The 21,518-nt window shown below is 55.2% G+C and carries 20 protein-coding genes; 13 read left to right on the top strand and 7 right to left on the bottom strand.

Annotated features, from left to right (window positions below):
- Positions 1-1,249, top strand: a 1,249-nt coding sequence (locus AABZ39_02800; protein ID MEK6793679.1) for a PQQ-binding-like beta-propeller repeat protein, incomplete at its 5' end; no start/stop codon positions are given.
- 3 nt (positions 1,250-1,252) lie between these two features.
- Here the strand turns inward: AABZ39_02800 and AABZ39_02795 are convergent.
- Positions 1,253-2,923, bottom strand: coding sequence for a PQQ-binding-like beta-propeller repeat protein (locus AABZ39_02795; protein MEK6793678.1), 1,671 nt, complete (start codon positions 2,921-2,923; stop codon positions 1,253-1,255).
- Positions 2,924-3,226: 303 nt separating this feature from the next.
- Between AABZ39_02795 and AABZ39_02790 the strand changes: the two genes are divergently transcribed.
- The 6 genes from AABZ39_02790 (at position 3,227) to AABZ39_02765 (ending at position 9,278) form a co-directional block, all read left to right on the top strand.
- Complete coding sequence (locus AABZ39_02790; protein MEK6793677.1) at positions 3,227-4,486, top strand: diguanylate cyclase; 1,260 nt, start codon at positions 3,227-3,229, stop codon at positions 4,484-4,486.
- Positions 4,455-5,003 carry a shikimate kinase gene (locus tag AABZ39_02785; protein MEK6793676.1) on the top strand — a complete coding sequence of 183 codons (549 nt, stop codon included), beginning with the start codon at positions 4,455-4,457 and terminating at the stop codon, positions 5,001-5,003. The genes AABZ39_02790 and AABZ39_02785 overlap by 32 nt, the downstream gene beginning before the upstream one ends.
- A 122-nt stretch (positions 5,004-5,125) precedes the next feature.
- Positions 5,126-6,106, top strand: coding sequence for a Gfo/Idh/MocA family oxidoreductase (locus tag AABZ39_02780; protein ID MEK6793675.1), 981 nt, complete (start codon positions 5,126-5,128; stop codon positions 6,104-6,106).
- Position 6,107: 1 nt separating this feature from the next.
- Positions 6,108-7,193, top strand: coding sequence for a hypothetical protein (locus AABZ39_02775; protein ID MEK6793674.1), 1,086 nt, complete (start codon positions 6,108-6,110; stop codon positions 7,191-7,193).
- A gap of 14 nt (positions 7,194-7,207) precedes the next feature.
- Positions 7,208-7,873, top strand: coding sequence for a histidinol phosphate phosphatase domain-containing protein (locus tag AABZ39_02770; protein MEK6793673.1), 666 nt, complete (start codon positions 7,208-7,210; stop codon positions 7,871-7,873).
- A 175-nt stretch (positions 7,874-8,048) separates the two neighbouring features.
- Positions 8,049-9,278: an LL-diaminopimelate aminotransferase gene (locus AABZ39_02765; GenBank protein MEK6793672.1), complete on the top strand. Its 1,230-nt coding sequence runs from the start codon at positions 8,049-8,051 to the stop codon at positions 9,276-9,278.
- Here the strand turns inward: AABZ39_02765 and AABZ39_02760 are convergent.
- Positions 9,275-10,339: a uroporphyrinogen decarboxylase family protein gene (locus AABZ39_02760; GenBank protein ID MEK6793671.1), complete on the bottom strand. Its 1,065-nt coding sequence runs from the start codon at positions 10,337-10,339 to the stop codon at positions 9,275-9,277. The genes AABZ39_02765 and AABZ39_02760 overlap by 4 nt on opposite strands.
- A 107-nt stretch (positions 10,340-10,446) precedes the next feature.
- The gene (locus AABZ39_02755) at positions 10,447-11,514 is read right to left on the bottom strand and encodes a uroporphyrinogen decarboxylase family protein (protein ID MEK6793670.1); all 1,068 of its coding nucleotides are present in this window, start codon (positions 11,512-11,514) and stop codon (positions 10,447-10,449) included.
- 288 nt (positions 11,515-11,802) lie between these two features.
- Between AABZ39_02755 and AABZ39_02750 the strand changes: the two genes are divergently transcribed.
- The 3 genes from AABZ39_02750 to AABZ39_02740 are packed head-to-tail and all read left to right on the top strand — an operon-like array spanning position 11,803 to position 15,334.
- A complete protein-coding gene (locus AABZ39_02750) occupies positions 11,803-13,137 on the top strand; it encodes a phosphoribosylglycinamide synthetase C domain-containing protein (protein MEK6793669.1) in 1,335 nt (444 codons plus the stop codon).
- Positions 13,137-14,048: a hypothetical protein gene (locus AABZ39_02745; protein MEK6793668.1), complete on the top strand. Its 912-nt coding sequence runs from the start codon at positions 13,137-13,139 to the stop codon at positions 14,046-14,048. The genes AABZ39_02750 and AABZ39_02745 overlap by 1 nt, the downstream gene beginning before the upstream one ends.
- 11 nt (positions 14,049-14,059) lie before the next feature.
- Positions 14,060-15,334: a TPM domain-containing protein gene (locus AABZ39_02740; GenBank protein MEK6793667.1), complete on the top strand. Its 1,275-nt coding sequence runs from the start codon at positions 14,060-14,062 to the stop codon at positions 15,332-15,334.
- 10 nt (positions 15,335-15,344) lie between these two features.
- Here the strand turns inward: AABZ39_02740 and AABZ39_02735 are convergent, their stop codons facing one another.
- Positions 15,345-16,040 (bottom strand): hypothetical protein, encoded by a 696-nt coding sequence (locus tag AABZ39_02735; protein MEK6793666.1) that lies wholly within the window; start codon positions 16,038-16,040, stop codon positions 15,345-15,347.
- Positions 16,041-16,773: 733 nt separating this feature from the next.
- Between AABZ39_02735 and AABZ39_02730 the strand changes: the two genes are divergently transcribed.
- The 3 genes from AABZ39_02730 (at position 16,774) to AABZ39_02720 (ending at position 18,099) form a co-directional block, all read left to right on the top strand.
- Positions 16,774-17,196: a hypothetical protein gene (locus AABZ39_02730; GenBank protein ID MEK6793665.1), complete on the top strand. Its 423-nt coding sequence runs from the start codon at positions 16,774-16,776 to the stop codon at positions 17,194-17,196.
- A gap of 8 nt (positions 17,197-17,204) precedes the next feature.
- On the top strand, positions 17,205-17,387 hold the full coding sequence (locus tag AABZ39_02725) for a hypothetical protein (GenBank protein MEK6793664.1): 183 nt from the start codon (positions 17,205-17,207) through the stop codon (positions 17,385-17,387).
- Positions 17,388-17,781: 394 nt separating this feature from the next.
- Positions 17,782-18,099: a hypothetical protein gene (locus AABZ39_02720; protein ID MEK6793663.1), complete on the top strand. Its 318-nt coding sequence runs from the start codon at positions 17,782-17,784 to the stop codon at positions 18,097-18,099.
- A gap of 393 nt (positions 18,100-18,492) precedes the next feature.
- Here AABZ39_02720 and AABZ39_02715 read toward each other — a convergent pair whose 3' ends face one another.
- From AABZ39_02715 to AABZ39_02705, 3 genes are read right to left on the bottom strand one after another with little or no spacing between them, the layout of a single operon-like run.
- On the bottom strand, positions 18,493-20,007 hold the full coding sequence (locus AABZ39_02715; protein ID MEK6793662.1) for an ATP-binding protein: 1,515 nt from the start codon (positions 20,005-20,007) through the stop codon (positions 18,493-18,495).
- Complete coding sequence (locus tag AABZ39_02710) at positions 20,004-20,408, bottom strand: hypothetical protein (protein MEK6793661.1); 405 nt, start codon at positions 20,406-20,408, stop codon at positions 20,004-20,006. The genes AABZ39_02715 and AABZ39_02710 overlap by 4 nt, the downstream gene beginning before the upstream one ends.
- 3 nt (positions 20,409-20,411) lie before the next feature.
- The gene (locus AABZ39_02705; GenBank protein ID MEK6793660.1) at positions 20,412-21,347 is read right to left on the bottom strand and encodes a hypothetical protein; all 936 of its coding nucleotides are present in this window, start codon (positions 21,345-21,347) and stop codon (positions 20,412-20,414) included.
- Positions 21,348-21,518: the final 171 nt, after the last annotated feature.

Below are 21,518 nucleotides of genomic sequence, written 5' to 3'. Positions count from 1 at the left end.
ATCGGCGCCTGCGAGAACGGCCGTCCCCGCAGAGGTGCGATCGGTCACGAATACTGCCATGGCCGCAGCGGCAACGGCTACGAACGAGAAGGCGAGATCAGCAGCCGCGGTGCCGTACGATGTTCTTATAAAGCATTGGCCGAATTTTCGCGGGCCGTACGGGCAGGGAAATGCGTACGGTGCGACGCCGGTGACAAGCTGGGATGGTAAGGCAGGCAGGAACATACGCTGGAAGACCCCGGTGGCGCTCGAAGGGAAAAGCTCGCCGATAGTCTGGGGCTCGAAGGTGTTCGTGACCGGCTCCGACGGCACAAAGCGCGCGCTCTACTGCTATAATGCCGACACCGGCACACAGCTCTGGCAGCAGAGCGATACGTTCGGGGCAGAAGTGGAGGCATCCGATGATACCGGTTATGCGGCATCCACACCGGCCGTCGACGGAGAACGAGTGTATGCGATCTACGCTTCCGGTGAACTTATCGCCGTCGATATGGGCGGGAAGAAAATATGGTCGCGCTCATTCGGCGTACCGGAGAACAATTACGGCTATTCATCGTCGCTCATCGTCCATCGGTATCTCTTCGTTCAGATAGACAGCGAAGCGGGCGGCGTGCTCTATGCGCTCGATACCGCGTCGGGCAAGACCGTGTGGTCGAAGCAGCGGAAATTCGGTGCATCGTGGTCGTCTCCCATCATCGTCGTTTCCGGCGGGCGGGAAGCGGTCGTGCTCACGGCGAATCCTGCGGTGGTCGCATACTCCGTCGCCGACGGATCGATAGTGTTCTCGCATGCATGTCTTTCGGGCGAAGTGGCGCCGTCAGCCGGGTTTTCGCGCGGCATCATCGTTGCCGGTGCCGAGTTCTCAGCGCTTACCGCCATGAGCTTTCCCGGCGGCGTGAAGAAATGGGCGAGCGAGGACGATCTGCCCAATGCGTCAAGCGCACTCGCGAGCGGTCAATTCGTCGTGACGCTCAACGCATCCGGCGCGGCGAACTGCTACGATATCGCGACCGGAAAAAAACTCTGGCATCAGGAATTCGATGCGGAATTCTATGCATCCCCTGTTTCGGCGGGCGGCAATGTCTATTGCACGGCCAACGACGGCACGGCGAAGACGGTGAAGCTTGGCGCGGAATTCGCGGAGGCGGGCAGCGGATCGCTCGGGGAAAGATCGTCATCGACCCCGGCGATAGTCGGCACGCGTATCTTCGCCCGCGGTGATAAACATCTGTTCTGCATTGGTCAATAGCTTCTATTTTTCCAATAGCAGGAATTCCGTACGCCTGTTCTTTCCGCGGCCTTCAGCGGTGCTGTTCTCCGCTATAGGCTTTTTCATCCCGTAACCGACGGCGCGTAACCGCTCCGGGCTTATGCCGTTCTTGACGAGATAATCCATGACGGCCTTCGCTCGTTTCTCGGATAATGTCTGATTATAGGCGGCATCACCCACGGAGTCGGTATGCCCCTGTATCTCAAGCTGTATCTTCGGATTACGTTTGAGCTGAGCGGCGATGTTATCGAGTGTCTCTATCGACTGTTTGAGCAGGTACGATCGATTGAACTCAAAATAGATGTTCGGCACGACGACGGTTTCGCCTTTCTTCACATCGTCGAGAACTATCGCTTTTTCATTCGTTCTCACCGGCACAATGATGTTCGATTGGCGTATGAGGTTCGTGTTCGATGCGGTATTTGTATTCGAGATGAAATCGCTCGATCCGTCATTGCCGAATGTGATCGCCCGGTCGTAGTAGGTGCCCACCGCGTAGAGATAATTCCCCGCAGGAAGGAAGATCGCACCTTTGGATGCGGATGGCTGCGACGCGCCGCCGGGGAATGGCGGATCGAATTCCCAGAGCGGTTTTTCCGTACCGAACGTGTACGCCTTCAGTGCGGTGAAGGTCATATCCCTGCCGCCGACCTGTTTCGCGAAATTGTGAGCGATATACATCTGATCGCGCACGGTGACCGATTGCGGCGATGACTTTTCCCCGCTCTCGAGCGAAAAGCGTATCGCACCGTTCTCCGGAGAGAGCACCGCCGTCCGCTGATTGCCGAACGTGAGAATGATGTCGCTTTCCGTGAAGCTTGGACAGGATGTTATCGGTTCATCATATTCCTTCTGCCATCTGATCGCGCCGTCGGAAAGCGAAAGACAATAGAGCTTCTTGCCCGAGGGCATGTAGACATTCCCCTGATACACCACCGGAGAGAATATCTGGAGCGGATTGTCGATCTGCCGCTGCCAGAGCGCTTTGCCGGTGCGCTGATCGAGGCAGGACACGAAGAACGTGTTCTTCTTGAAATCCCGCGATTGGGCGAAGATCTTATCGTCGTAAAAATTCGGAAAACCGCTGAAGCTTTCTATCGCGCTGTTCGCCCAGACGACATGGCCGTTCCTCACTGAACGCGCGATGAAATTCTTCCGTGTTCCATAGAATATATTATCGCCGGAAATGATCGGGTCGGCATAGATGCTGTCGATGACAAGCGTTCTCTTATCGCCTTCCTGATGTCCCGCTCGCGCCCATATCACGGCGCCTTTGTTCTTGTCGAGGCAGTATATCGCGGTCGCGTCCGACAGGAACAGGAAGTTGTCCTTGATGATCGGGTATTTCACCTTCCCTGCCACCGTTGCGGCCGATCCGAACCGGCTCGAATACGCCTTCATGTCGAATGTCCAAAGCGCCCTGCCGGTCTCTTCGTCGAGGCAGTAGATCATCTTATCCAGATCTGAAAAGAGCACCATGCCGTCGGAGACGATCGGGTTGAAAATATAGTTCGATGCCATGAACAGCCATTTGAGGCTGTTGTTCTTGACGATGATCTCGTCGTTGTTCCCGGTGAAATAGAGGTTTCCCTTATACGTCGGCCAGTCGGATGCAGCAAGGGAGAAGGACAGAATGATGGAAATGATCGACATATGGAAATGCTTTGGCATTCAGCTACTGTATCTTTCTGCCATGCAATGTCAAGAGGAGATCGTGTACAGTGTGTGACTTTCTATTGTGGTAACGCAGCGAAATAATTACATGAGGCCGGAATCAGCAGCCAGACACGAATTACACTAATTTCCACGAATTATTCGTGGTTATTCGTGCAATTCGTGTCTATCCCTCTTAATTTGGCGTCAATCGATCAGAGCATTTCACCTACAAAAAAAATTCACTCACTCGTGTACAACGTGCTGACATGTGCTTGGCCGTGCAAGCACACGCGCTTGACGATGATACCGGCGTGGGGTATACTGTCATCGTGTGCAACGCCCGCGCGCGATCCGCTCGCGGGAGGGAGACCGCTTATGCTCACCGAGAGTTCGAGAACTGAAGAGATACGATCGAATATCATCGATGCTCTCAATGACGATACGCTGTTCGAAGAGAACCTGATACAGAACATCAATCGTTTTCCGGTGAGCTCTCCCGAGGAACTGTATTCCCATCTTTTCTATATACTGTGCGACATTTCGGTTGATCCGCCGCAGGCCAAGCGTTATTATGATGAGATATGCCGCCATCGTGAATCCATGGAGAAGACGCTCGGGCGAAAGATGCGTTTTCGTGTGGCGCTGCTCGATTATTTCATGGCGAGCGAGCATCTTCTCAAGAACCCGAAGATCGTCGAGATAAAGATATACGAGCTTAAGACGAAGCTTGCGCTCATCGATCCGCTCACGGAGCTCTACAATCGCCGCTATCTCGATGAGGTGCTTGAGCGTGAGATAAACCGCTCCTCGCGTCACGGCCTGTCGTTCTGTCTCCTCTTCCTTGACGTCGATAATTTCAAGATCATCAACGATACACACGGACATCACATCGGCGATGAAGTGCTCAGGGATATCGGCGGGCTCATCAGGCGTTCCATACGTATCGAGGATATCGCTGGGCGATATGGCGGCGAAGAGTTCATCATTGTCATGCCCGAGACCGATATCGAGGGCGCCCGCGTGTTCGGCAATCGCCTCCTCGACGCGGTGCGTACGTACGCATTCCCGCGAGAGCTCCGCGTGACATTGTCCGGCGGCATATCGGCCTTCCCTGCGCATGCATCGACGGTCAAGGAGCTGCTCGAAAAATCGGATAAGGCGCTCTACTATTCGAAGTATTCCGGCAAGGACAGGCTTAATGTCTTCTCGGTCGAGCGGCGGTATCATTTCCGCTACGATGCGAAGCTCGATATTGTCTATACGTTCGAGGGCGCCGTGGTCAAGATGGCGCATACGGTGAACATATCGGTGAGCGGACTGTCGTTCGAGGCGGAGCGCCAGTTCGCGCTGAACGACATCGTCGAGATAACGCTCTTGTCCCCGGGGCAGAGCGGTCCGCTGCTCCTGCGCGGTCGCGTCATCTGGGTGAAAGAGATAAAATTCGAGAAATGCTACCGTATGGGCCTGGTGTTCCAAGACCTCGGGGAGAGCGGACTGGCGAGCGTGAAGTCCGTGCTGAAGTGCATGTATGGTAAGCATTCCCCGCGGATCAATGGGTAATGACGGCATGCCCGCGCGCATAGCGCTCGTCGGCTATCGAGGCAGCGGGAAAACAAGCATCGGCGTTGCACTTGCGCATGCGCTCGGGTGGCGCTTCATCGATACGGATGCCGTCGTCAGCGAACAAGAGGGCGGGGATATAGCACGGATATTCAGGGAGCGCGGCGAAGCATATTTCCGTACGAAGGAATCCGAAGCGCTTATCGCGTCGCTTACAGGAACGAACGTTGTCATCGCGACCGGCGGCGGTATCGTCGAGTCGCCCGATAATCGCGCGCTTCTGCATGGAAAAGCGTTCACCGTATATCTTTCGGCATCCGTTGAAACGCTGCTTTCGCGTATCGACGGGACGGACCGGCCGCCGCTCACCGGTCTTCCGATGAAGGATGAGGTACGCACGGTAGTTGAACGCCGGATGCCATACTACAGGGAAGCCGCACATGCCGTTGTCGACACCGGGCAGGGGACGATCGATGATGCCGTTTCGGCCATTCAGCGGATAGTGGAAGGGCGATAAGTTCGATCGATCCCTCACGATTTACATTTTTCACTTCCTGCGATACAATGTTCGAACCGAGAAGATACATGGCGTTGCCGCGTGGCATATGCCGGAACAGTGCGAAACGATAAGGAATTTCCATGAAAATGAACACGGGGGATGAAGGCAAGCTCAGGATCGGCGTTATCGGCGTCGGTCATATGGGCACCTATCACGTGAACGTGATACGGCAGATATCGTCCGTCGAGCTCGCCGGTGTGTACGATGCGAATACGGCGCATGCTGCTGCGACCGCTGCGCGTTATGAGACGAATTCATATCCCTCGGTCGATGAGCTTTTTTCTAATGCGGATGCCGTCATTGTTGCGGTGCCGACCGAATATCATCATCAGGTGTCGTTGGCAGCGCTTTCGCGCGGCCTGCATGTTCTGGTAGAAAAGCCGATGACACGTACCGTGGAAGAGGCGCGTGAGTTGGTCGCCGAAGCGGCAAAGCGCTCGCTCATCCTGCAGGTGGGGCATGTGGAGCGTTTTAACGGCGCGGTGCAGGAGCTTCGGCGCATCATAACCAAGCCAAGGCTCATTGAAGCGCATCGGCTGGGCCCCAACACCGGCCGAATCCGCGATGTCGGCGTCGTTCTCGACCTCATGATCCACGATATCGATATCGTGCTCAATCTCGTCGATCGTTCGCCCAAGCGTGTGAGCGCGTCCGGGGTGAAGGTGCTCGGTGCACATGAGGATGTCGCGAGCGTCGTCATCGATTTCGACGGCTGTATAGCATCCATAACCGCGAGCAGGATAACGCAGGAGAAGCTTCGGACATTGTCCATATCGGAGGATAATGCCTATTTCCTTCTGAACTACACCACGCAGGAGATGGAGATACACCGGCAGGCATCGAGCGAAAGCAAGGTGAGCGTCCGCGAGGGCATCCATTACCGGCAGGAATCGACCATTGAGCGCGTGTTCATCCATCGCGATAATCAGCTCAAGCTCGAGATAGAACATTTCATCGCCTGTATTCGGGGGGAATGTAAGCCCTTGGTGAACGTTGAGAACGACGTGCGTACGCTCGAGATAACGCGCGATATCCTCGCCCAGATGGGCACGGGAGCTTAGGATGGAAAAGAATCCTGTACAGCCGGACAATAAGGCGGCGCTCGATCAGAACGCGAAGAATTTCGCCCGCGAGGCGGAACGCTATTCCAAGGCATTGGAGCTTGCCCGCGGTGACCAGGCCAAGGCGCGGCTTCTCATGAACCCGGAATCGAAGGATGTGCTCAACGTCCGGCTCAATTTCAACGAGATAAATCTGCATATCGTCGGCTGTGTGACGATATTCTACGATATCCCGAACAAGATGCTCATGCACATTGCGAGCGCGGTGAGCGAGGATAAGTCCCTTCTGTCGCTGTCCCCGCATACGGGCTGGCGCGATTACAAGCACGGGATAGAGCAGCTCGTTATTTCGGGAAGGACGAGTTATGAGCTCCTCAATAAGTGCACCAAGGTGTTCACTGAACACGTCACCAATGTTTCGCATGATGAGTTCGCAAAATATGTCGATACGCGTTCCGACAAGAAGCTGAAGACGATCATGGAGTCAATACTCCTTGCCGCGTACGGGAGCAAGAATTTCGACGTGGACGCCGCATCGGAGAGCGTCAATCTCGTCGATTACAAGCTTTCCGAAACGGAATCGAGCGGCAAGAAGGCGCCTCAGCCGGAAGTTGTACCCGCAGCGCCGGAACCGCCGCCGGTGACCGGGGCCGTTATATCGGTCAAGCCTATCTTAAGCCCGGTGAAGGGCGTCATCATCTATCAGATATCCGAGGGGGATGTCATTTTTGTGCATGTTTCCGACAACTCACCCCGCGGGCTCGATTATCTCGGGAAGATGATAGGGAAGTACAAGGCAGATAACCCGAAGATCCCCGCTATCGTCAAGAAGGTGGAGAAGCATTTGCCGCGCGTGGTCATTTATGTGTCATTGGAAGAGAATCTCTTCGGAAAGATCGAAGAGGTCGATCCGCTGAAGATATTGACCGCCACCGCGGACCTCGCCGAAACACCGCGCGAAGTGAAGCCCTCCGATCCGGGAAAACCGAGCGGAAAGTCGAACGTCTGGAAATATGTCGGGTATGCGGGTATTGCGGTCGCAGCGATCGCAGTGGTGTCCATCGTGATGGCACTGGTCATGTCCTGAGAGCGGAGCATCGTATGGCGCGTGAAATCATCGATCTGCATACACATTCCATTATCAGTGACGGCGCGCTTATTATGGCCGAGTTAGTGCGCCATGCGGTCGTTTCGGGATATGGCGTCATCGGCGTCACCGATCATGTCGATTCCGCATTGCTCGAAGGGACGGCGGCGACCATCATGGATTTTGCGAGAAAGAGCCAGAAGTATTTTCCCGACATCGTCATCATCCCCGGTGCGGAATTGACGCATGTGCCCCCCGATGAGATCGCCTCACTCGTCCGCGAGGCGCGTGCGATGAAGCTCCCGCTCGTTGTCGTGCACGGGGAAACGCGTGCCGAACCGGTGGCGGAAGGGACCAATCGCGCCGCCATAGAAGCAGGGGTCGATATACTTGCGCACCCGGGGCTTATCAGCGAGGATGATGTACGCCGCGCCGCGGAAAAGGGCGTGCATCTTGAGCTTACGTATAAAAAAGGCCATTCGATAACGAACGGTCATGTCGCCGCATGTGCGCGAAAATACGGCGCAAAGCTTGTCATCGACAGCGACTGCCACCGCCCCGGCGAATTCCTCACCGAGCGGGCACGCATGGATGTCGGCCTCGGCGCGGGACTTTCGGACGAAGAATTCATGCGGGCGGTCGATAATAGTGAACGATTGGCAAAGCGTCTGCTGCAATAGTGTTGAGCGATTAATGATACATGAAGAAAAGAATCTCACGCCAAGGCGCCAAGACGCAACGTTGAAGGGAAAGGTCGTCAGTGGCGGCGATCCGATATCCCTTTGCGCCTTCGCGTCTTCGCGTAAGCATTTCCTGAATGATGTATTGTTGCGATAGTAGAGAGAGGAGCACCCAATGGAAAGCTACATACAGAAGTTGTTCGCCGCGCGTATCGGCGGCGAGAAGTTCGGCAAGGACACGACGATATACAAGTTCGAGAAGATAAAGCGCGCCAAGCGCGAGGCGGCCAAGGCGCATCCGAACATCCCGCTCATCGATCTCGGCGTGGGCGAGCCCGACGAGGGCGCATTCGACGGCACCGTGAAGAGTCTTGCCGAAGAAGCGGGAAAGAAGGAGAACCGATATTATTCTGATAACGGGATAACCGAATTCAAGGAAGCGGCCGCACGGTACATGAAGCGTGTGTACGGGGTCGACATCGATCCGACGCGGGAGGTCAATCACTCCATCGGGAGCAAGCCCGCGCTCGCCATGCTGCCGCTCACGCTCATCAACCCCGGTGATGTGGCGATACTCACCGTGCCCGGCTATCCGGTGCTCGGCACGCATACGAAATATCTCGGCGGCGAGGTCTATAATCTTCCGCTTCTGAAGGAGAACGACTTTCTGCCGGACCTGGACAGTATCCCCTCCGATATCGCGAAGCGCGCGAAGATACTGCTCATCAATTATCCGAACAATCCTACGGGCAAGAACGCTACCGTCGATTTTTACAAGAAGGCGATAGCGTTCGCCCAGAAGAACGACATCGTCATCGTGCAGGATGCGGCGTATGCGGCGATAACGTTCTCGGGCAAGCCGCTCTCATTCCTCTCCGTACCCGGTGCGAAGGACGTGGGTGTGGAGATACATTCGCTTTCCAAGGCGTTCAATATGACCGGCTGGCGGCTCGCGTTCGTCTGCGGCAATCCGCTGCTTGTCAACGCATTCGCTACCGTGAAGGACAATATCGATTCCGGGCAGTTCATCGCGATACAGAAGGCGGGCATTTATGCGCTCGACCATGTCGAGATGACCGAGGCGATAGTGGCGAAGTACAAGCGCCGCATGGAAAAGCTTGTTGCGCTCCTTTCAAAGATCGGCTTTCAGGCGTCGATGCCCGACGGGACGTTCTATCTCTATGTCGAGGCGCCCAAGCGCACTGCGTCAGGGCTTACATTCGCCACGGCGGAAGATTTCTCGCAATACCTCATCCGCGAAAAGCTCATATCGTCGGTGCCCTGGGACGATGTCGGCCGTTTCGTACGGTTCACCGTGACCTTCGATGCGGAGGGTGAGAAGGACGAAGCGAGGATCCTCGCTGAGATAGAGCGAAGGCTGTCGGACGAGAAATTCGTTTTCTAGGTCCGCTCATTAAAGTCGCCGCGCCAATCGCGCACTGCATTCACCATGGCGAGATATCCTGCCGCGGGCACGTATTCCGGAATTGAATTCCCGCTGCCGATCGCCATGCCGCCATTCCCTTTGGCCAGTGTGAGCGTGTTACGGACATACGCCTGTATCTCCGGCTCGCTTTTCAGCACGAGTACATTGAGATCGACACCGCCGAAATTCCCGATGCGTTTCCCGTAATTGTTCACCCAAGTTGAGAACGGCGCGATCTCATCTTCGTTGGAATGTTTCGCGTCTATGCCGGCTTCACGTATGATGTCGTCGAACACCCCGAGGAGATTCCCGCAGGAATGGAGGAGGAACGGCTTCCCGTGCGAGTGGACGAGATCGACGATGCGCCGGTACTGCGGGATGATGTGTTCACGTATGTCATCGGGCGAAAGGAGCGTCGCTTTCTTGAAGCCGAGATCGTCGCCGAAACGAGCCACGCATATCGAGTCGCCGTAGCGGTCAAGGACGCGCGACCATATCGTATACATCACATCGCCGATCTTTCGGAAGAGATCGGCATAGAGCGCGGGGTCGTCGGCCTTGATCATGCAGAGTTCCGTGAAGCGCACGCATTCCTGTGCGATCTCGAACACGCCGTTGCCGACCCCTCCGATAAGTTTCATCCCTGCGGGCATGACGTCCGTAAGCGCGTCGAAGAGCGGTGTGTATCGTTCGAAATACCGCTCGATGAGCCCGTCGAAGGGATACCGCTCGAAATCGGCGCGGTTCTGTATCGGACCGGGCTCCTTGCCGGTGATCGATCTGCCTCCGTTGATGAGCCCGCCGATACCGCATTCGTACGATACCGTATCGTATCCCATGCTGCGCCAGAACCCGGTGTAGCGGCGAAAGAATTCACGCTTATCCGCGGCGTTCCCGGCCGCCAACAGGCCGAACTTCTCGCCGAGCACGGCTTCCATTGAGCCGATGTTCACGATATGTTCGTAGAGCGGAAGCCGCTTCGGTTCGCGGTTGTACGCCGCATCGACGACATGCTGATAATCCGGTTCGAATGGTTTCATGGGAGCACCTCGCGTCATGATGGGTATACTATACGGACGAGGGCGCCCAAAGGACAGGGGATCTGACCCGGAAAATTTGTTTTTTATTGCACGATAACTCGGACTTTCTACGCCGTCTTTTCGCCGGCTTCAGCATCGCAGGACATGAACGCATCGACCTTCGATCTGATGATGTCCACGAAGCCGTCCATGCTGAGCACATCGCATTCGGTGCCGACGATGAACGGGTGTCCCGTCGGCGTCATGCGGGCGATTATCTCCTGCGTAAGTGCTACGACCTTTTCAACGCTCGCTTCAGCGTCCGAGTAGAATTTCTTCGACGGAAGATTGCCGAATATCACGGTGCTTTTCGGTACGAACGGCTCCATTTCCCAGAGTTTGACGGGGCTGCCGAAGCTCATGATCGCGGGGTCGAGGACGGCGAATTTCTTCACCATGGCGGGGACGAGCTCGCCGCAGTCGTGGAATATGAGGTCGCAGCCGCCCTTCCTGAGCGCTTCGCGTACCTCGAGATTGGGTTCTATCACATAGCGGTCGAATGCATCGCGCGCCCCGCTGAGCTGATTGGGCGAGAAATAGACGAGGTTCGCCGCCGGTTCGCAGAGGAATATCGCTTTCGCACCGGCAGCGACCTGGAGCTTTACCGATGCGAGCACCGCCGCTTTCGCGAGGGCGAGCGCGGCATCGAGGAGCTTTACTTCATCGCTGTCTTTGCCTGTCATGCCGCTCCCGGCAAGATAGATGGGTATGATGGGGTCGGCGAGGAGCTTCGTCGTGAGCGAGAACGGTCCAATGCACATGCCGACGGGCACAAGCTTGGTGTTCATGGAGATGTATCTGAGCGCGCCGAGGTTCGCCGCGAAACGCGGGTGCGAGAGGAGCACATCGTCGGTGATCTTCATGGGCGACGGCAGTTCGGTAAAATGATATGTCGGTATATCCTTTTCAGCGATGCCCCGATGCGAGAGTATCGATTCTTTTTCTATCGTGAGGTCCATGACGGGGATGGCGAGCGGTGTATTGAATCGTTCTGCGGTCTCTTCCATGACGCGTCCGAGCGCCTCGCCGTTCACGACTATGGACGCCGGGTGTTTTTTTTCATGCAGCACGAGATGGGTGCCCACCGGCATGCGCAATCCGCTTTCGGCCATATCGATGTAGAATTGTCTGTCCATTGTCGTTCTCCTTGCAGTGCAATGTTGTGGCTCAATAGTACGAAGGGCGGGGGCGATGCCATAGCAGAAAAGCATTATATTCCGGTAGGATTCGGTTGTACGAGAGATGGTACTTTTAGATGATATTGTATGACGGAACTGCTTTGTCCGTTTTTTATACTCTCCTCCATTTTCTCTGTGACCTCAGTGGTTTTCTTTATCCTCATGTGAGGGATTCGGCGTAAAATATCATTGACGAAGGCGTGTTCATCTGATATAGTGAACACAGTATGAAGTGAGGATGATCGATTGCCACAAACGAACGGTGATCAGAACGGAAAGACGGTGCCTGCACAAAGCGCTCCGACCGGTAAAAAGATACTCTGCGTATCCCGCGTCGGCTGCATCGGCGATTTCTGCGCGAAGCTCATCTCAGAAGGACACAGCGTAAAATATTTCATCGAAGCGAAGTCGGAAAAGGATGTATCCGACGGTTTCGTGGAAAAGGTCGACGATTGGAAGCTTACGGTGCCGTGGGCCGATCTTGTCATCTTCGATGATTCCGATTTCGGGAGCGACGCCGAGCGGCTGCGCAAGGACGGGAAGCCCGTTGTCGGCGGTACCGCGTACGCGGATAAACTGGAAGACGACCGCGATTTCGGACAGCAGGAGATGAAGGCGGCCGGGCTCACGGTGCTCCCGTTCTGCAATTTCACCGATTTTGAAGAGGCCATCAAGTACGTGCGCGAGAACCCTGATCGCTATGTCGTCAAGCCCTCGGGAAAGGCGCAGAGCGATAAAGTGCTTTCGTACGTCGGGCAGGAGGATGACGGGCACGATGTGGTCGCCATCCTCGAACGCTATAAAAAAAGCTGGGCGAAGCAGATCAAGACGTTCCAGCTCCAGAAATTCGCGAGCGGCGTTGAGGTGGCCATCGGCGCGTTCTTCAACGGCAAGGAATTCGTTTTTCCCGCCTGCATCAATTTCGAGCATAAGAAGATGTTCAACGATAATATCGGGCCGGCGACCGGCGAAATGGGCACATCGATGTTCTGGTCATCGGAGAACATGCTCATCCAGGAAACGATAGAGAAAATGGCGCCGCGTCTCGCCGAGTCAGGGTTCGTCGGCTATTTCGATATCAACTGCATTGCAACACCCAGGACCATTTTTCCGCTCGAATGCACGCCGCGTTTCGGGTATCCGACATTGAGCATTCAGATGGAAGGAGTGCTCTCCAATTGGGGTGAATTCTTCTTCGCGTTGGCATCGGGGCAGAAGCCGAATCTGCGGACAAAAAAGGGTTTTCAGGTCGGCGTTGTCGTCGCCGTGCCGCCGTTCCCCTTCGACGATGCGAGCGCGTTCCGCCGCTATTCCCAGGGCGCCGTCGTCATCTTCAAGAAGACGATGACCGAAGGTGTCTATCACGGCGATATAAAGCTTGTTGAAGGCGACTGGGTGCTCACCGGCCAGTCCGGATATGTCCTTGTCTGTACCGGCTCGGGCGCCACCATGGAAGATGCGTCGAAAGAGGCATACGGCCGAGTGAGGAATATCATCATCCCGAACATGTTCTATCGCACCGATATCGGCGACCGCTGGCGGCGCGACGGCGATCTCCTGCGCACCTGGGGGTATATCTGATGGACCTTTCGAAAGTGCGGCGCTATTCCATACAGAAGCGGCCGAGCAAAGTGCATTCGGAGGAAGCGGCGCATCTCCCCGACCCCGCAAAGCCGTTAAGCGCATTTTTCGACACGCTCCCCGATACGCTTAAGGCGAAAGACATGAAGGCGCTCATCCATGCGTTGCGCACGGCGAAAAAGAACGGGAAGGGGATCATACTCGGCATGGGCGCGCATGTGATAAAATGCGGCCTCAATCCCATCGTCATCGATCTCATGGAGCGCGGTTTCATATCGCATATGGTCGTCAACGGCGCCTGCGCAGTACACGATTTCGAGCTTGCCTATGCCGGTGCAACGTCGGAGGATGTGGGGGCAGCGCTTGAGGACGGCACGTTCGGCATGGCGGAAGAGACCGGGAAAATGGTGAACGGTGCGCTTGTGAACGCACAGGACGGTTTCGGCAGTGCCATCGGAAAAATGCTTGCCGACGGAGAATTTCCCCATCGCGATAGATCGCTATTCTATAATGCATACAAAAGAAAGATCGGCGTGAGCGTTGCGGTCGCCATCGGCACCGACATCGTGCATCAGCATCCGGAGGCGCGCGGCGAGGATATCGGGCGTGCATCGTATGCCGATTTTCTCAAACTCGCTGACGCGATACCGTCACTTCATGGCGGCGGCGTATTCCTCACCTTCGGTTCGGCTGTCATCATCCCGGAAGTGTTCCTGAAGGCGCTCACCATCGCCCGCAATGTCAAGGGGCCGGTGACCGATTTCACCACCGCGGTATTCGATATGAACGTGCACTATCGCCCGTCGATGAACATCGTATCACGGCCTACGGCGAAAAGCGGGGCGGGATATTATTTCGTCGGGCATCATGAGATAATGTTGCCGTTGTTGTATGCGGGGCTTGTGGGGTAGGGAGCGAATACATGATCGTTCGAGTCATGGTGCTGCTTGCATTATGGTCGGCATCGGTTTTTTCTGCGATAGAGGTGCCTGCCCTCAAGGCACATGTGAACGATGAGGCGGGGATATTATCGGCGGCGGACAGACGCCTCCTTGAGAGCTCGCTCACCGGTGCGGAACGAGACAGCACACATCAGATCGTCGTGCTTACGGTGAGATCCCTTAACGGTGTAACGATAGAAGATTACGCCGAAACGGTTTTTAATCGCTGGAAACTCGGGCAGGCGGGTAAGGATAATGGCGTGCTTCTCGTCGTTGCGAAGGAAGACCGCAAGGTGCGCATAGAGGTGGGGTATGGTCTCGAGGGGCTGCTCACCGATGCGGAGTCGTCCCGCATCATTCGCGATGCGATAATTCCGTCATTCAAGAAGATTCGTTATGATGAAGGGGTCATCGTCGGTGTCGATGAGATATATACCGTGCTCGGTTTGACGAATACCGTTCGTGCCAGGATACAGCCGGTACTTCGCCATATCCTCGATAATGCAGGCATGCTCGATGCGGATGACAGGTCGGCGATGGAATCTGCATTAGCAGGGCTCCGCTATCGGGGACCGATGGTCGTGTTCGTAACAGTGAAGACGCTGAACGGCGCATCGATACGCGTAAGCACCGATAGTGTCGTAAAACAATGGCGTGCTCAAGAGAAGGATGCCGCTCATGAGAAAAGCCTTATCCTCTGTCTCATCGCGGAGAAAGAGCGGGAGGCGTGGTTGTATTCCGGTGACGCGTACCAGAGTTATTTCAGCGATGAATCGAAAATCATACTGTTGTCGACATGGGTAGATCCTCATCTCGCTGCGGGTCGTTACAGGACGGCGATCTTGAACGCTCAAACAGCGATAACCGATATTCTTCAGCGCGGGCCGGCGGGCAAGCAGGTCCCGAAGAAACGATCGTTCTGGAAGTTCAAATGGCGCGATATCGTGCAGGGCATCTTTGTGCTGTTCGGCGGGGGCTTTTTTCTGCTGATATTCCTGGTGTTCCTGGCGGGAATACTCGGCATTGTCGCGGGTATTCTCAGATGGATACTGAAGAAGTTCGGCCTGCCTACCGGAGTGCTCGACGCGTTCATCGCTTTTCTAAACCGCTTCGGCGGCGGCGGATCCAGCGGCGGGGGCAGCTCAAGTGATTCGAGCAGCTCTAGCGATTCAAGCAGCTCAAGCTCATCGAGCTCCGGTTCCTATTCCGGCGGCGGCGGACGATCGGGCGGGGGCGGGGCATCCGGGAGTTGGTGAGAGAAATGGCCTACTGCATCGAGAGATCGACGGCCTTCGCTATCTTCACCCCGACGATCTCGACGGCAGCCGCATCGTTCCTGCTCTGAAGCACGGTATCGATCGCTATGCTCGTGCACGGTCCCGCGCTCTCTGCTATCTCGACAAGCAGTTTTGTGTCGATGCCGAAACGCAACTTCCCGTCGATCCGCTGTATCCGCAATGTGCACGGAAAAACGAGTGGCGTAACACCGCAATGGCTCTTATACGTCGGTGAAAATGTCGATACGGTGACCTGCGGCTTGAACGTTCCCGCCGCCGGGTTGCAGTTAAAACCCACTGTGTACTTGTCGTTCTTAACGTTGAAGCCAATGCTCTTCCATCCGTTCGTCCCCGTCGCGTTCATCGCATTCACTCGGAAACGTACTTCCTCTCCCGAGCCGACGGTGAGGGGTGACGTCGGCGCAAGGATGATACCGTGGGCGTCCTTCTCCGATGGTCCGACCATGAACACGATCGGCGCCCCTGTGTTCGTGGAGCATACGCTCATCGGAAGTATGCCCGCTGATGGCTGGGCAGCCAGCGCTTCGGACGAGATGATGACCGGTTTTTTCGCTATCCGGTCGATCGCATTCCATTGGAAAACGATCGTATCGCAATAAAGCGATAATGGCATGACGATAAGTGCAGTGATCGAAACGCATAGTGACGAAGATCTGGTTTTCATGATATTTCCTCCGCGGATGAATAGCCGCTTGCCTTGGGGTAATGGTATATCGTCCCGGAATTTCGCGCAACCGTGAAAATTGCTTTTCGGTATGAGGATGTTGCGCAGGCGCGGGGGACACTCACCCGTGGCGCGAGTCGCCATCCATGGCTCGCGCCAGCTGCGCCGTCCAGGCGCACGCCATCCCCCGGCCCCTTCCCCTCTCTCACGGTTCGGCGCAAATCGGCATCCGTGCCTCGCGCCGACTGCAACATCCATGTTGCACGAATGTGAGAGAGGGGAAGGGGAGCGCAGACATGTGTTGATAACATGTGTTGATATTTTTATTTGCAATTTTATCCGGCTTGTGCTATATTTCCGCTTGTAGGCAACGAAGTCAGCCCTTGTTCATGAGATAGGATACGATCTCAACTGACGGAGTGTACGGATGAGCGGGTATTGTATGTTGGAAAATTCCTTCCTTCCTTCCTTCCTTCCTTCCTTCCTTAGACAATAACAATAAGAAAATAAATTTTTCACGCGAAGGCGCGAAGACGCAAAGGAATAAAATCTTGGTGGCTTCGCGGGCTTGGCGTGAAATATTCCAGAATACAAACCGCGGATCACACGTAAGGATACGGACTGTTCGTGAGCATTTGCGATATTTACGGCAAAATTTTTTTTATCCAGAATTGTTTCAGATAATATCACGGCAATGCCGTGCTGTTAATAACTTTTCTATGGAGGTAAGTGTATGATGAAAACAAAATTAATAATGGTGTCAACTGTCACTGCGGTAATGCTTGCGCTATGCTGTACGCCGCCAACTGTACCGCTCGAGTTGGTCAATGGTCACTTGAGACTAGATGTTCTATGTGATGGTTCATGGGTGGGTTCAAACTGGTCGGGAAATGATGTGACATTTATGTCTGGGACAAAGACGCAAGTAAATGCAGCTAATTGGATTAAAGCTGAGACTGGATATGTGAATCTCAACCCATATTATGGAGGTACAGTGAAATATACTTCGGGGTCATTTATTCAATTAAATTTTGTGTATGTAAAAATATATAAAAACAATACTTCGAATAGCACAATAAAATTAACGGTATCGACGAATGTAATTAACAATGATCTAATTGGGGCGGTGCAGACTTCGAATCTGGAATTGCAATGACATTTTTTATGCGTAATGCGCCGGATGTCTTTCGCGGGAAATCCCCCTGGGTTTACGCCGGTTCCTGCAACGACATGCTCGAGCGTGCGCTCTTGCTGAAAGATGCTCCGCAGGCAAGCGTTCCAGTCGTACCGATGGTGGCGTATGTGGAGGGGAAGGATTTCTCGCTCGGGCTGGCAATGAGATTTTAAGAGAGGTCGGATAATCGTTGTCGCCAAGCGTTTTGTTCCCTGATACACTTAGGCGGGGTGGTAAGCACATGCGGATATAAAAATGCTCTTTTGGATAATATCGTATGACACATGGATGTTAAGCAGATCAATATGGATCATACCGCAAGCATGATGGATAACGAACATATCCACATGGACAGAAGATCGATCCAAATGGATTGGCGGTAAATCCATATGGATCATGCCGTAAGCATGATGGATAACGAGCATATCCACATGGATCATGTCATGAGCAACATGGATTCGGGCAAATCCGCATGGATTCAGCCGAATCCAGATAAACAGGGGGAGAGAAACGATGGAAATTGCTAATAACGCTTCTACGGAGGCGATAAATAAAAGGAGTACTGGTATGGCAAAGTCGAAATCGTACGCGTCGGAGATCAACGCGGCAAAACTGATGGCTGCGGGGCTCAAGGCGCAATCCGCCCGCGTGGCGAAACGGGGAATATCGGCAGATTTCACGTCGAAACTCGATGCCCTTCAGAACGATGCGCGCAATCTTGATAATGAACAAGAGGCGCTCAAGGCGCGCGAGAAAGAGAAGACCGCCGAACTGAAAGCGAAAATGAAAGACTTGAAGAAGATGATGAGCGAGGCGAATAAAGCCGTGAAGCTTGAAATGGAAAAGGAAAGCTGGAAGGAATTCGGCATCGGGGCGAAGCGGTAGGGGAACACTCACCCCCTCGGGGCTCCCCCTCTCTCACGGGGATGTGAGAGAGGGGGAGGTCGCGTTATGGTGTCAATAAAAATCTGTCGTCATTATTGATTTTGATGTTACAACAAAAGAATAAAATATCGGTCTTCTCTATCCCAACATTTTTTCATGCACGGAGCGAGCGGCGCGCGGATGCAAAACGATTCCGTCCATGCGCTACAAGGAGGTAGTCCATGGATCTGAATGAAAAGCAGGTGGCAATGTTGTAGGACGCATCACTGTATGAAAATGTCGCGTGGACGGTTCGAAGCCGCGGCATGGATGCCGCGGCTGGTTTTGCAGCCGCGTGCCGTCGCGAAGTGCAGAAAAAATGCCCCTTTCTCTTCGGCGCGGCGCGAAGCGCCCTTACTCCGTCACTTTCCCCAACGGCAGCCTCACCCGCACCGTCGTCCCGCGACCCGTGTCGCTTTCGATGTCTATGGTCCCCTGCATGGCATCGACGATGTTCTTGACGACGAAAAGGCCTAACCCCATGCCGCCGTACTCACGGTCGAAGCCGGAGTCTATCTGATAGAACGGCTTGAATATCGATTTTATCTTCGCCTTGGGCACGCCGATGCCCGTATCGGCCACCGCGAGCTCTATTTCGAACGGGCGGATATCCTTCATTGAGTGATAATTGAAAAGATCGGGCGAGAAATCGATGGTGCCGTCCATCGATGTGACCTCGCGGACGAAGACGGCCACTTTTCCTTCGCGGGTGAACTTGAGCGCATTCGTGATGATGCCGTCGGCGATGAGGTGGAATCGCTCGCGGACGCCGATGAGCTGCGTAACGCCGGGCTCTATCGTCACCGATATGCCGACGGTCGACGGATCGTAGAGGAAGCTCGCCTCGGCTATGACGGAGGCGATCTCGTCGGCGGGGGAGAACACGGTGTTGCTGTTCTCGATGGCGTCGCCGGAGAGCGCGGTCGCGATGAGGTTCTCGCTCACCTTGGACATCTTCGCGATGTTCTCGCTGATGACGGAGAACGCCTTCTCACGTATGTCGTCCGGAAGATTGCCTTTCTTGATGAGGTTGACGTATCCCATGATGTTCGCGATGGGGTGCTTGAGCTCATGCGTTACGTTCGCCTGGAATTCACGGATGAGGCGATTGTAGCCCTCGTGCTCGCGTTTCATCCTTCCCAATTCCTCGGAAATGCGCGCGAAGCGGTTCTGCAGTACCGCGGTGATGCGCTCCCCGTCGGGTACGGACATGCGGCGTGCGGCGAATCTGCGCAATGCTATCTCGGTGGCGCCGTTGGCGATCTTTCCGCTCATGCACCACGTAAGCGCTTCGGCGAGCGGTACCGTGACGAGACTTCCCGCTTCTTCCATGGGCGAACCGTCTCCTTCTATTGTTCCCGCCTGCACATCGGTGATATCGACCGCGGTGAGGTATACCCGCTCCGTAAAAAGCCCCGGCGATGAATAGTATCCGCTGCCGAGCGTTTCTATCGATCGTGCGTCCGCGGCATAACCGGTCTCCTCGAGAAGCTCGCGTGCCGCGCAGCGCCGTATCCCTTCTTCGCCGTTGCCGTCCTTCTCTTCAAGGAGCCCAGCGGGTATCTCGATGAAATCGATGGATGCGAACTGCCCGGCATCGTCGATCTCTTTTTCGCGATAGCGGACGACGGGGCGTATCGAACTGCGCAATACGATATTGGTGATACCGTCGCGGAAGATATAGGGGAGCACGGCGACCGCGTCGAGCTTCGGGCGCGTGATGATGTCGCAGGGGTAGGGCTTCGAGCGTGAGCCGTCATCGTACACGTTCTGCGCGAGGAGGCGCGTAAGCGTTACGAAGCCGGTGGATAATGTTACGGCGGGAACGCTCTCCGTGAACGTAATATCGGACGCTTTTTTTTCTCTCACGGGAGCGCCCCGGCGTTGCCCGATATGACGATCGATCTGAGCCCGGTCTGATATATTTCCAGCATTATCTCGATGTGCCCGTCCTCATGGTCCATGTGCTTCACTACGGCGGCGTTCGTCTGAATGAACGTGCGCATGCGCAGCGCATTGTCTGTGTTCATGTTCTTCGTGAGCGCAAGTTCGATGGCGGCAAGCGCTATCTCACGTGCGGCACGCAGTGCGCTTTTCCGTTTGGCATCGCGAGTCGTATCGTAGGGGTCGGGGTAGCCGATGCCGATCGCTCGGAAGGTGCTCTCGTCAAGCCAGCCCTCATCGCCGGGCGTATCGCGCACGGTATTTCCTGCGGTGCAGGAGAGGAGATACATGCCGGCGGCAATGGCGAGGAATAGGAATCGGCGCATGCGTCAGAGTTCGGCGATCGCAGCGCCGTTGGATATCGTATGAAGACCGTCGCGCATCTGCATGGGCGCGTAGAGGTCCTCAAGGGGACAATGTACATACGGCGAGCGATGGGATATGAAATCGAAAAAACCACCGATGGACTTGAGCGTGCGCTCGGTATCCGTTTCGGCGTAGGTGTAATGCTCCTTGAACCCGTTGCCGTGGGATATGGTGAGATCGTTCTCGCGCCAGACCGCAGTGGACTGCGAAGAGGCAATGGTCACGGAGAGCTCCGCGTTCGAGGGCTCTATCTCGAGCGAGACATCGGCGCCGTCGCCCGAAATGGAAAGCGATGCCGGCGGTACCGGTCCGCTCCCCGTGCGCTTCATGGTGCTGAACCGGAAATCGAGCTTATTGCCGGTGTTCGAAAGGAACGCGAGTATGGGCGCTATCGATTCGCAGACGGCCATGGATACTTCCGCTGCCGATGCTGCCCCCGCGCGTGCGGAGATGCTCTGTACATCTCCCAAACGCCCGGAAAGCATGACCTTCTTGAGGAGGGTTATCTTGGAATCGGCGAGCATGGGCGAATGGACAGCGCCGAGCTTTTTCTTCCGTATGTACTCTGCGGCGAGATACGCATCGTAGATGGCGCGATAATCCTTCGTGTCGAAATCGGCAGGGGTGAGTATGAACAGATGCATCGTCCGTTCTATCGCCATGAGGGCTGCGCTCGGTGCGTCGCCCGCGCTCAATACCGCTTCCGGCACAAGCGAATCGCACATGGCGCAAGCATCGGCATGGATGAGGTCTATCTCATTGCCCACCGGCGAAGAGCCGTCGGTGAACGCGATGCCGTCGAGCGATGCATGCGCATTGTCGGTGAACATTCGTATCGCGGGCGCAAATCGCCGGTACACGGCGGCACTGCCGATATAAACGGTACGTACTGGTGTCATACTTCCCCGGACGGTATTATGATAACTTACGGACAGTATACATGAAAAGCACCACTTTTGTCAACGCTGCAATAACTCCCAAAAGCTCTCGTGAAAAGAAATGCAACCACTGAGATGACAGAGGAAAATGCGGAGAAACAAAGAGGGGCGCAAAGAATATTATCATCCTCT

This window comes from Spirochaetota bacterium (assembly GCA_038043445.1).
Classification (GTDB): Bacteria; Spirochaetota; Brachyspiria; order Brachyspirales; family JACRPF01; genus JBBTBY01.
Note: the sequence above shows the minus strand (reverse complement) of the source record. Positions and strands in the feature narration are given on the sequence as shown.

What these genes read in the sequence shown, in the direction of transcription:
- AABZ39_02795 (MEK6793678.1), bottom strand. Translation starts at nt 2,923, where the DNA reads ATGTCGATCATTTCCATCATTCTGTCCTTCTCCCTTGCTGCATCCGAC.
- AABZ39_02790 (MEK6793677.1), top strand. Translation starts at nt 3,227, where the DNA reads ATGATACCGGCGTGGGGTATACTGTCATCGTGTGCAACGCCCGCGCGC.
- AABZ39_02785 (MEK6793676.1), top strand. Translation starts at nt 4,455, where the DNA reads ATGGTAAGCATTCCCCGCGGATCAATGGGTAATGACGGCATGCCCGCG.
- AABZ39_02780 (MEK6793675.1), top strand. Translation starts at nt 5,126, where the DNA reads ATGAAAATGAACACGGGGGATGAAGGCAAGCTCAGGATCGGCGTTATC.
- AABZ39_02775 (MEK6793674.1), top strand. Translation starts at nt 6,108, where the DNA reads ATGGAAAAGAATCCTGTACAGCCGGACAATAAGGCGGCGCTCGATCAG.
- AABZ39_02770 (MEK6793673.1), top strand. Translation starts at nt 7,208, where the DNA reads ATGGCGCGTGAAATCATCGATCTGCATACACATTCCATTATCAGTGAC.
- AABZ39_02765 (MEK6793672.1), top strand. Translation starts at nt 8,049, where the DNA reads ATGGAAAGCTACATACAGAAGTTGTTCGCCGCGCGTATCGGCGGCGAG.
- AABZ39_02760 (MEK6793671.1), bottom strand. Translation starts at nt 10,339, where the DNA reads ATGAAACCATTCGAACCGGATTATCAGCATGTCGTCGATGCGGCGTAC.
- AABZ39_02755 (MEK6793670.1), bottom strand. Translation starts at nt 11,514, where the DNA reads ATGGACAGACAATTCTACATCGATATGGCCGAAAGCGGATTGCGCATG.
- AABZ39_02745 (MEK6793668.1), top strand. Translation starts at nt 13,137, where the DNA reads ATGGACCTTTCGAAAGTGCGGCGCTATTCCATACAGAAGCGGCCGAGC.
- AABZ39_02740 (MEK6793667.1), top strand. Translation starts at nt 14,060, where the DNA reads ATGATCGTTCGAGTCATGGTGCTGCTTGCATTATGGTCGGCATCGGTT.
- AABZ39_02735 (MEK6793666.1), bottom strand. Translation starts at nt 16,040, where the DNA reads ATGAAAACCAGATCTTCGTCACTATGCGTTTCGATCACTGCACTTATC.
- AABZ39_02730 (MEK6793665.1), top strand. Translation starts at nt 16,774, where the DNA reads ATGATGAAAACAAAATTAATAATGGTGTCAACTGTCACTGCGGTAATG.
- AABZ39_02725 (MEK6793664.1), top strand. Translation starts at nt 17,205, where the DNA reads ATGCGTAATGCGCCGGATGTCTTTCGCGGGAAATCCCCCTGGGTTTAC.
- AABZ39_02720 (MEK6793663.1), top strand. Translation starts at nt 17,782, where the DNA reads ATGGCAAAGTCGAAATCGTACGCGTCGGAGATCAACGCGGCAAAACTG.
- AABZ39_02710 (MEK6793661.1), bottom strand. Translation starts at nt 20,408, where the DNA reads ATGCGCCGATTCCTATTCCTCGCCATTGCCGCCGGCATGTATCTCCTC.
- AABZ39_02705 (MEK6793660.1), bottom strand. Translation starts at nt 21,347, where the DNA reads ATGACACCAGTACGTACCGTTTATATCGGCAGTGCCGCCGTGTACCGG.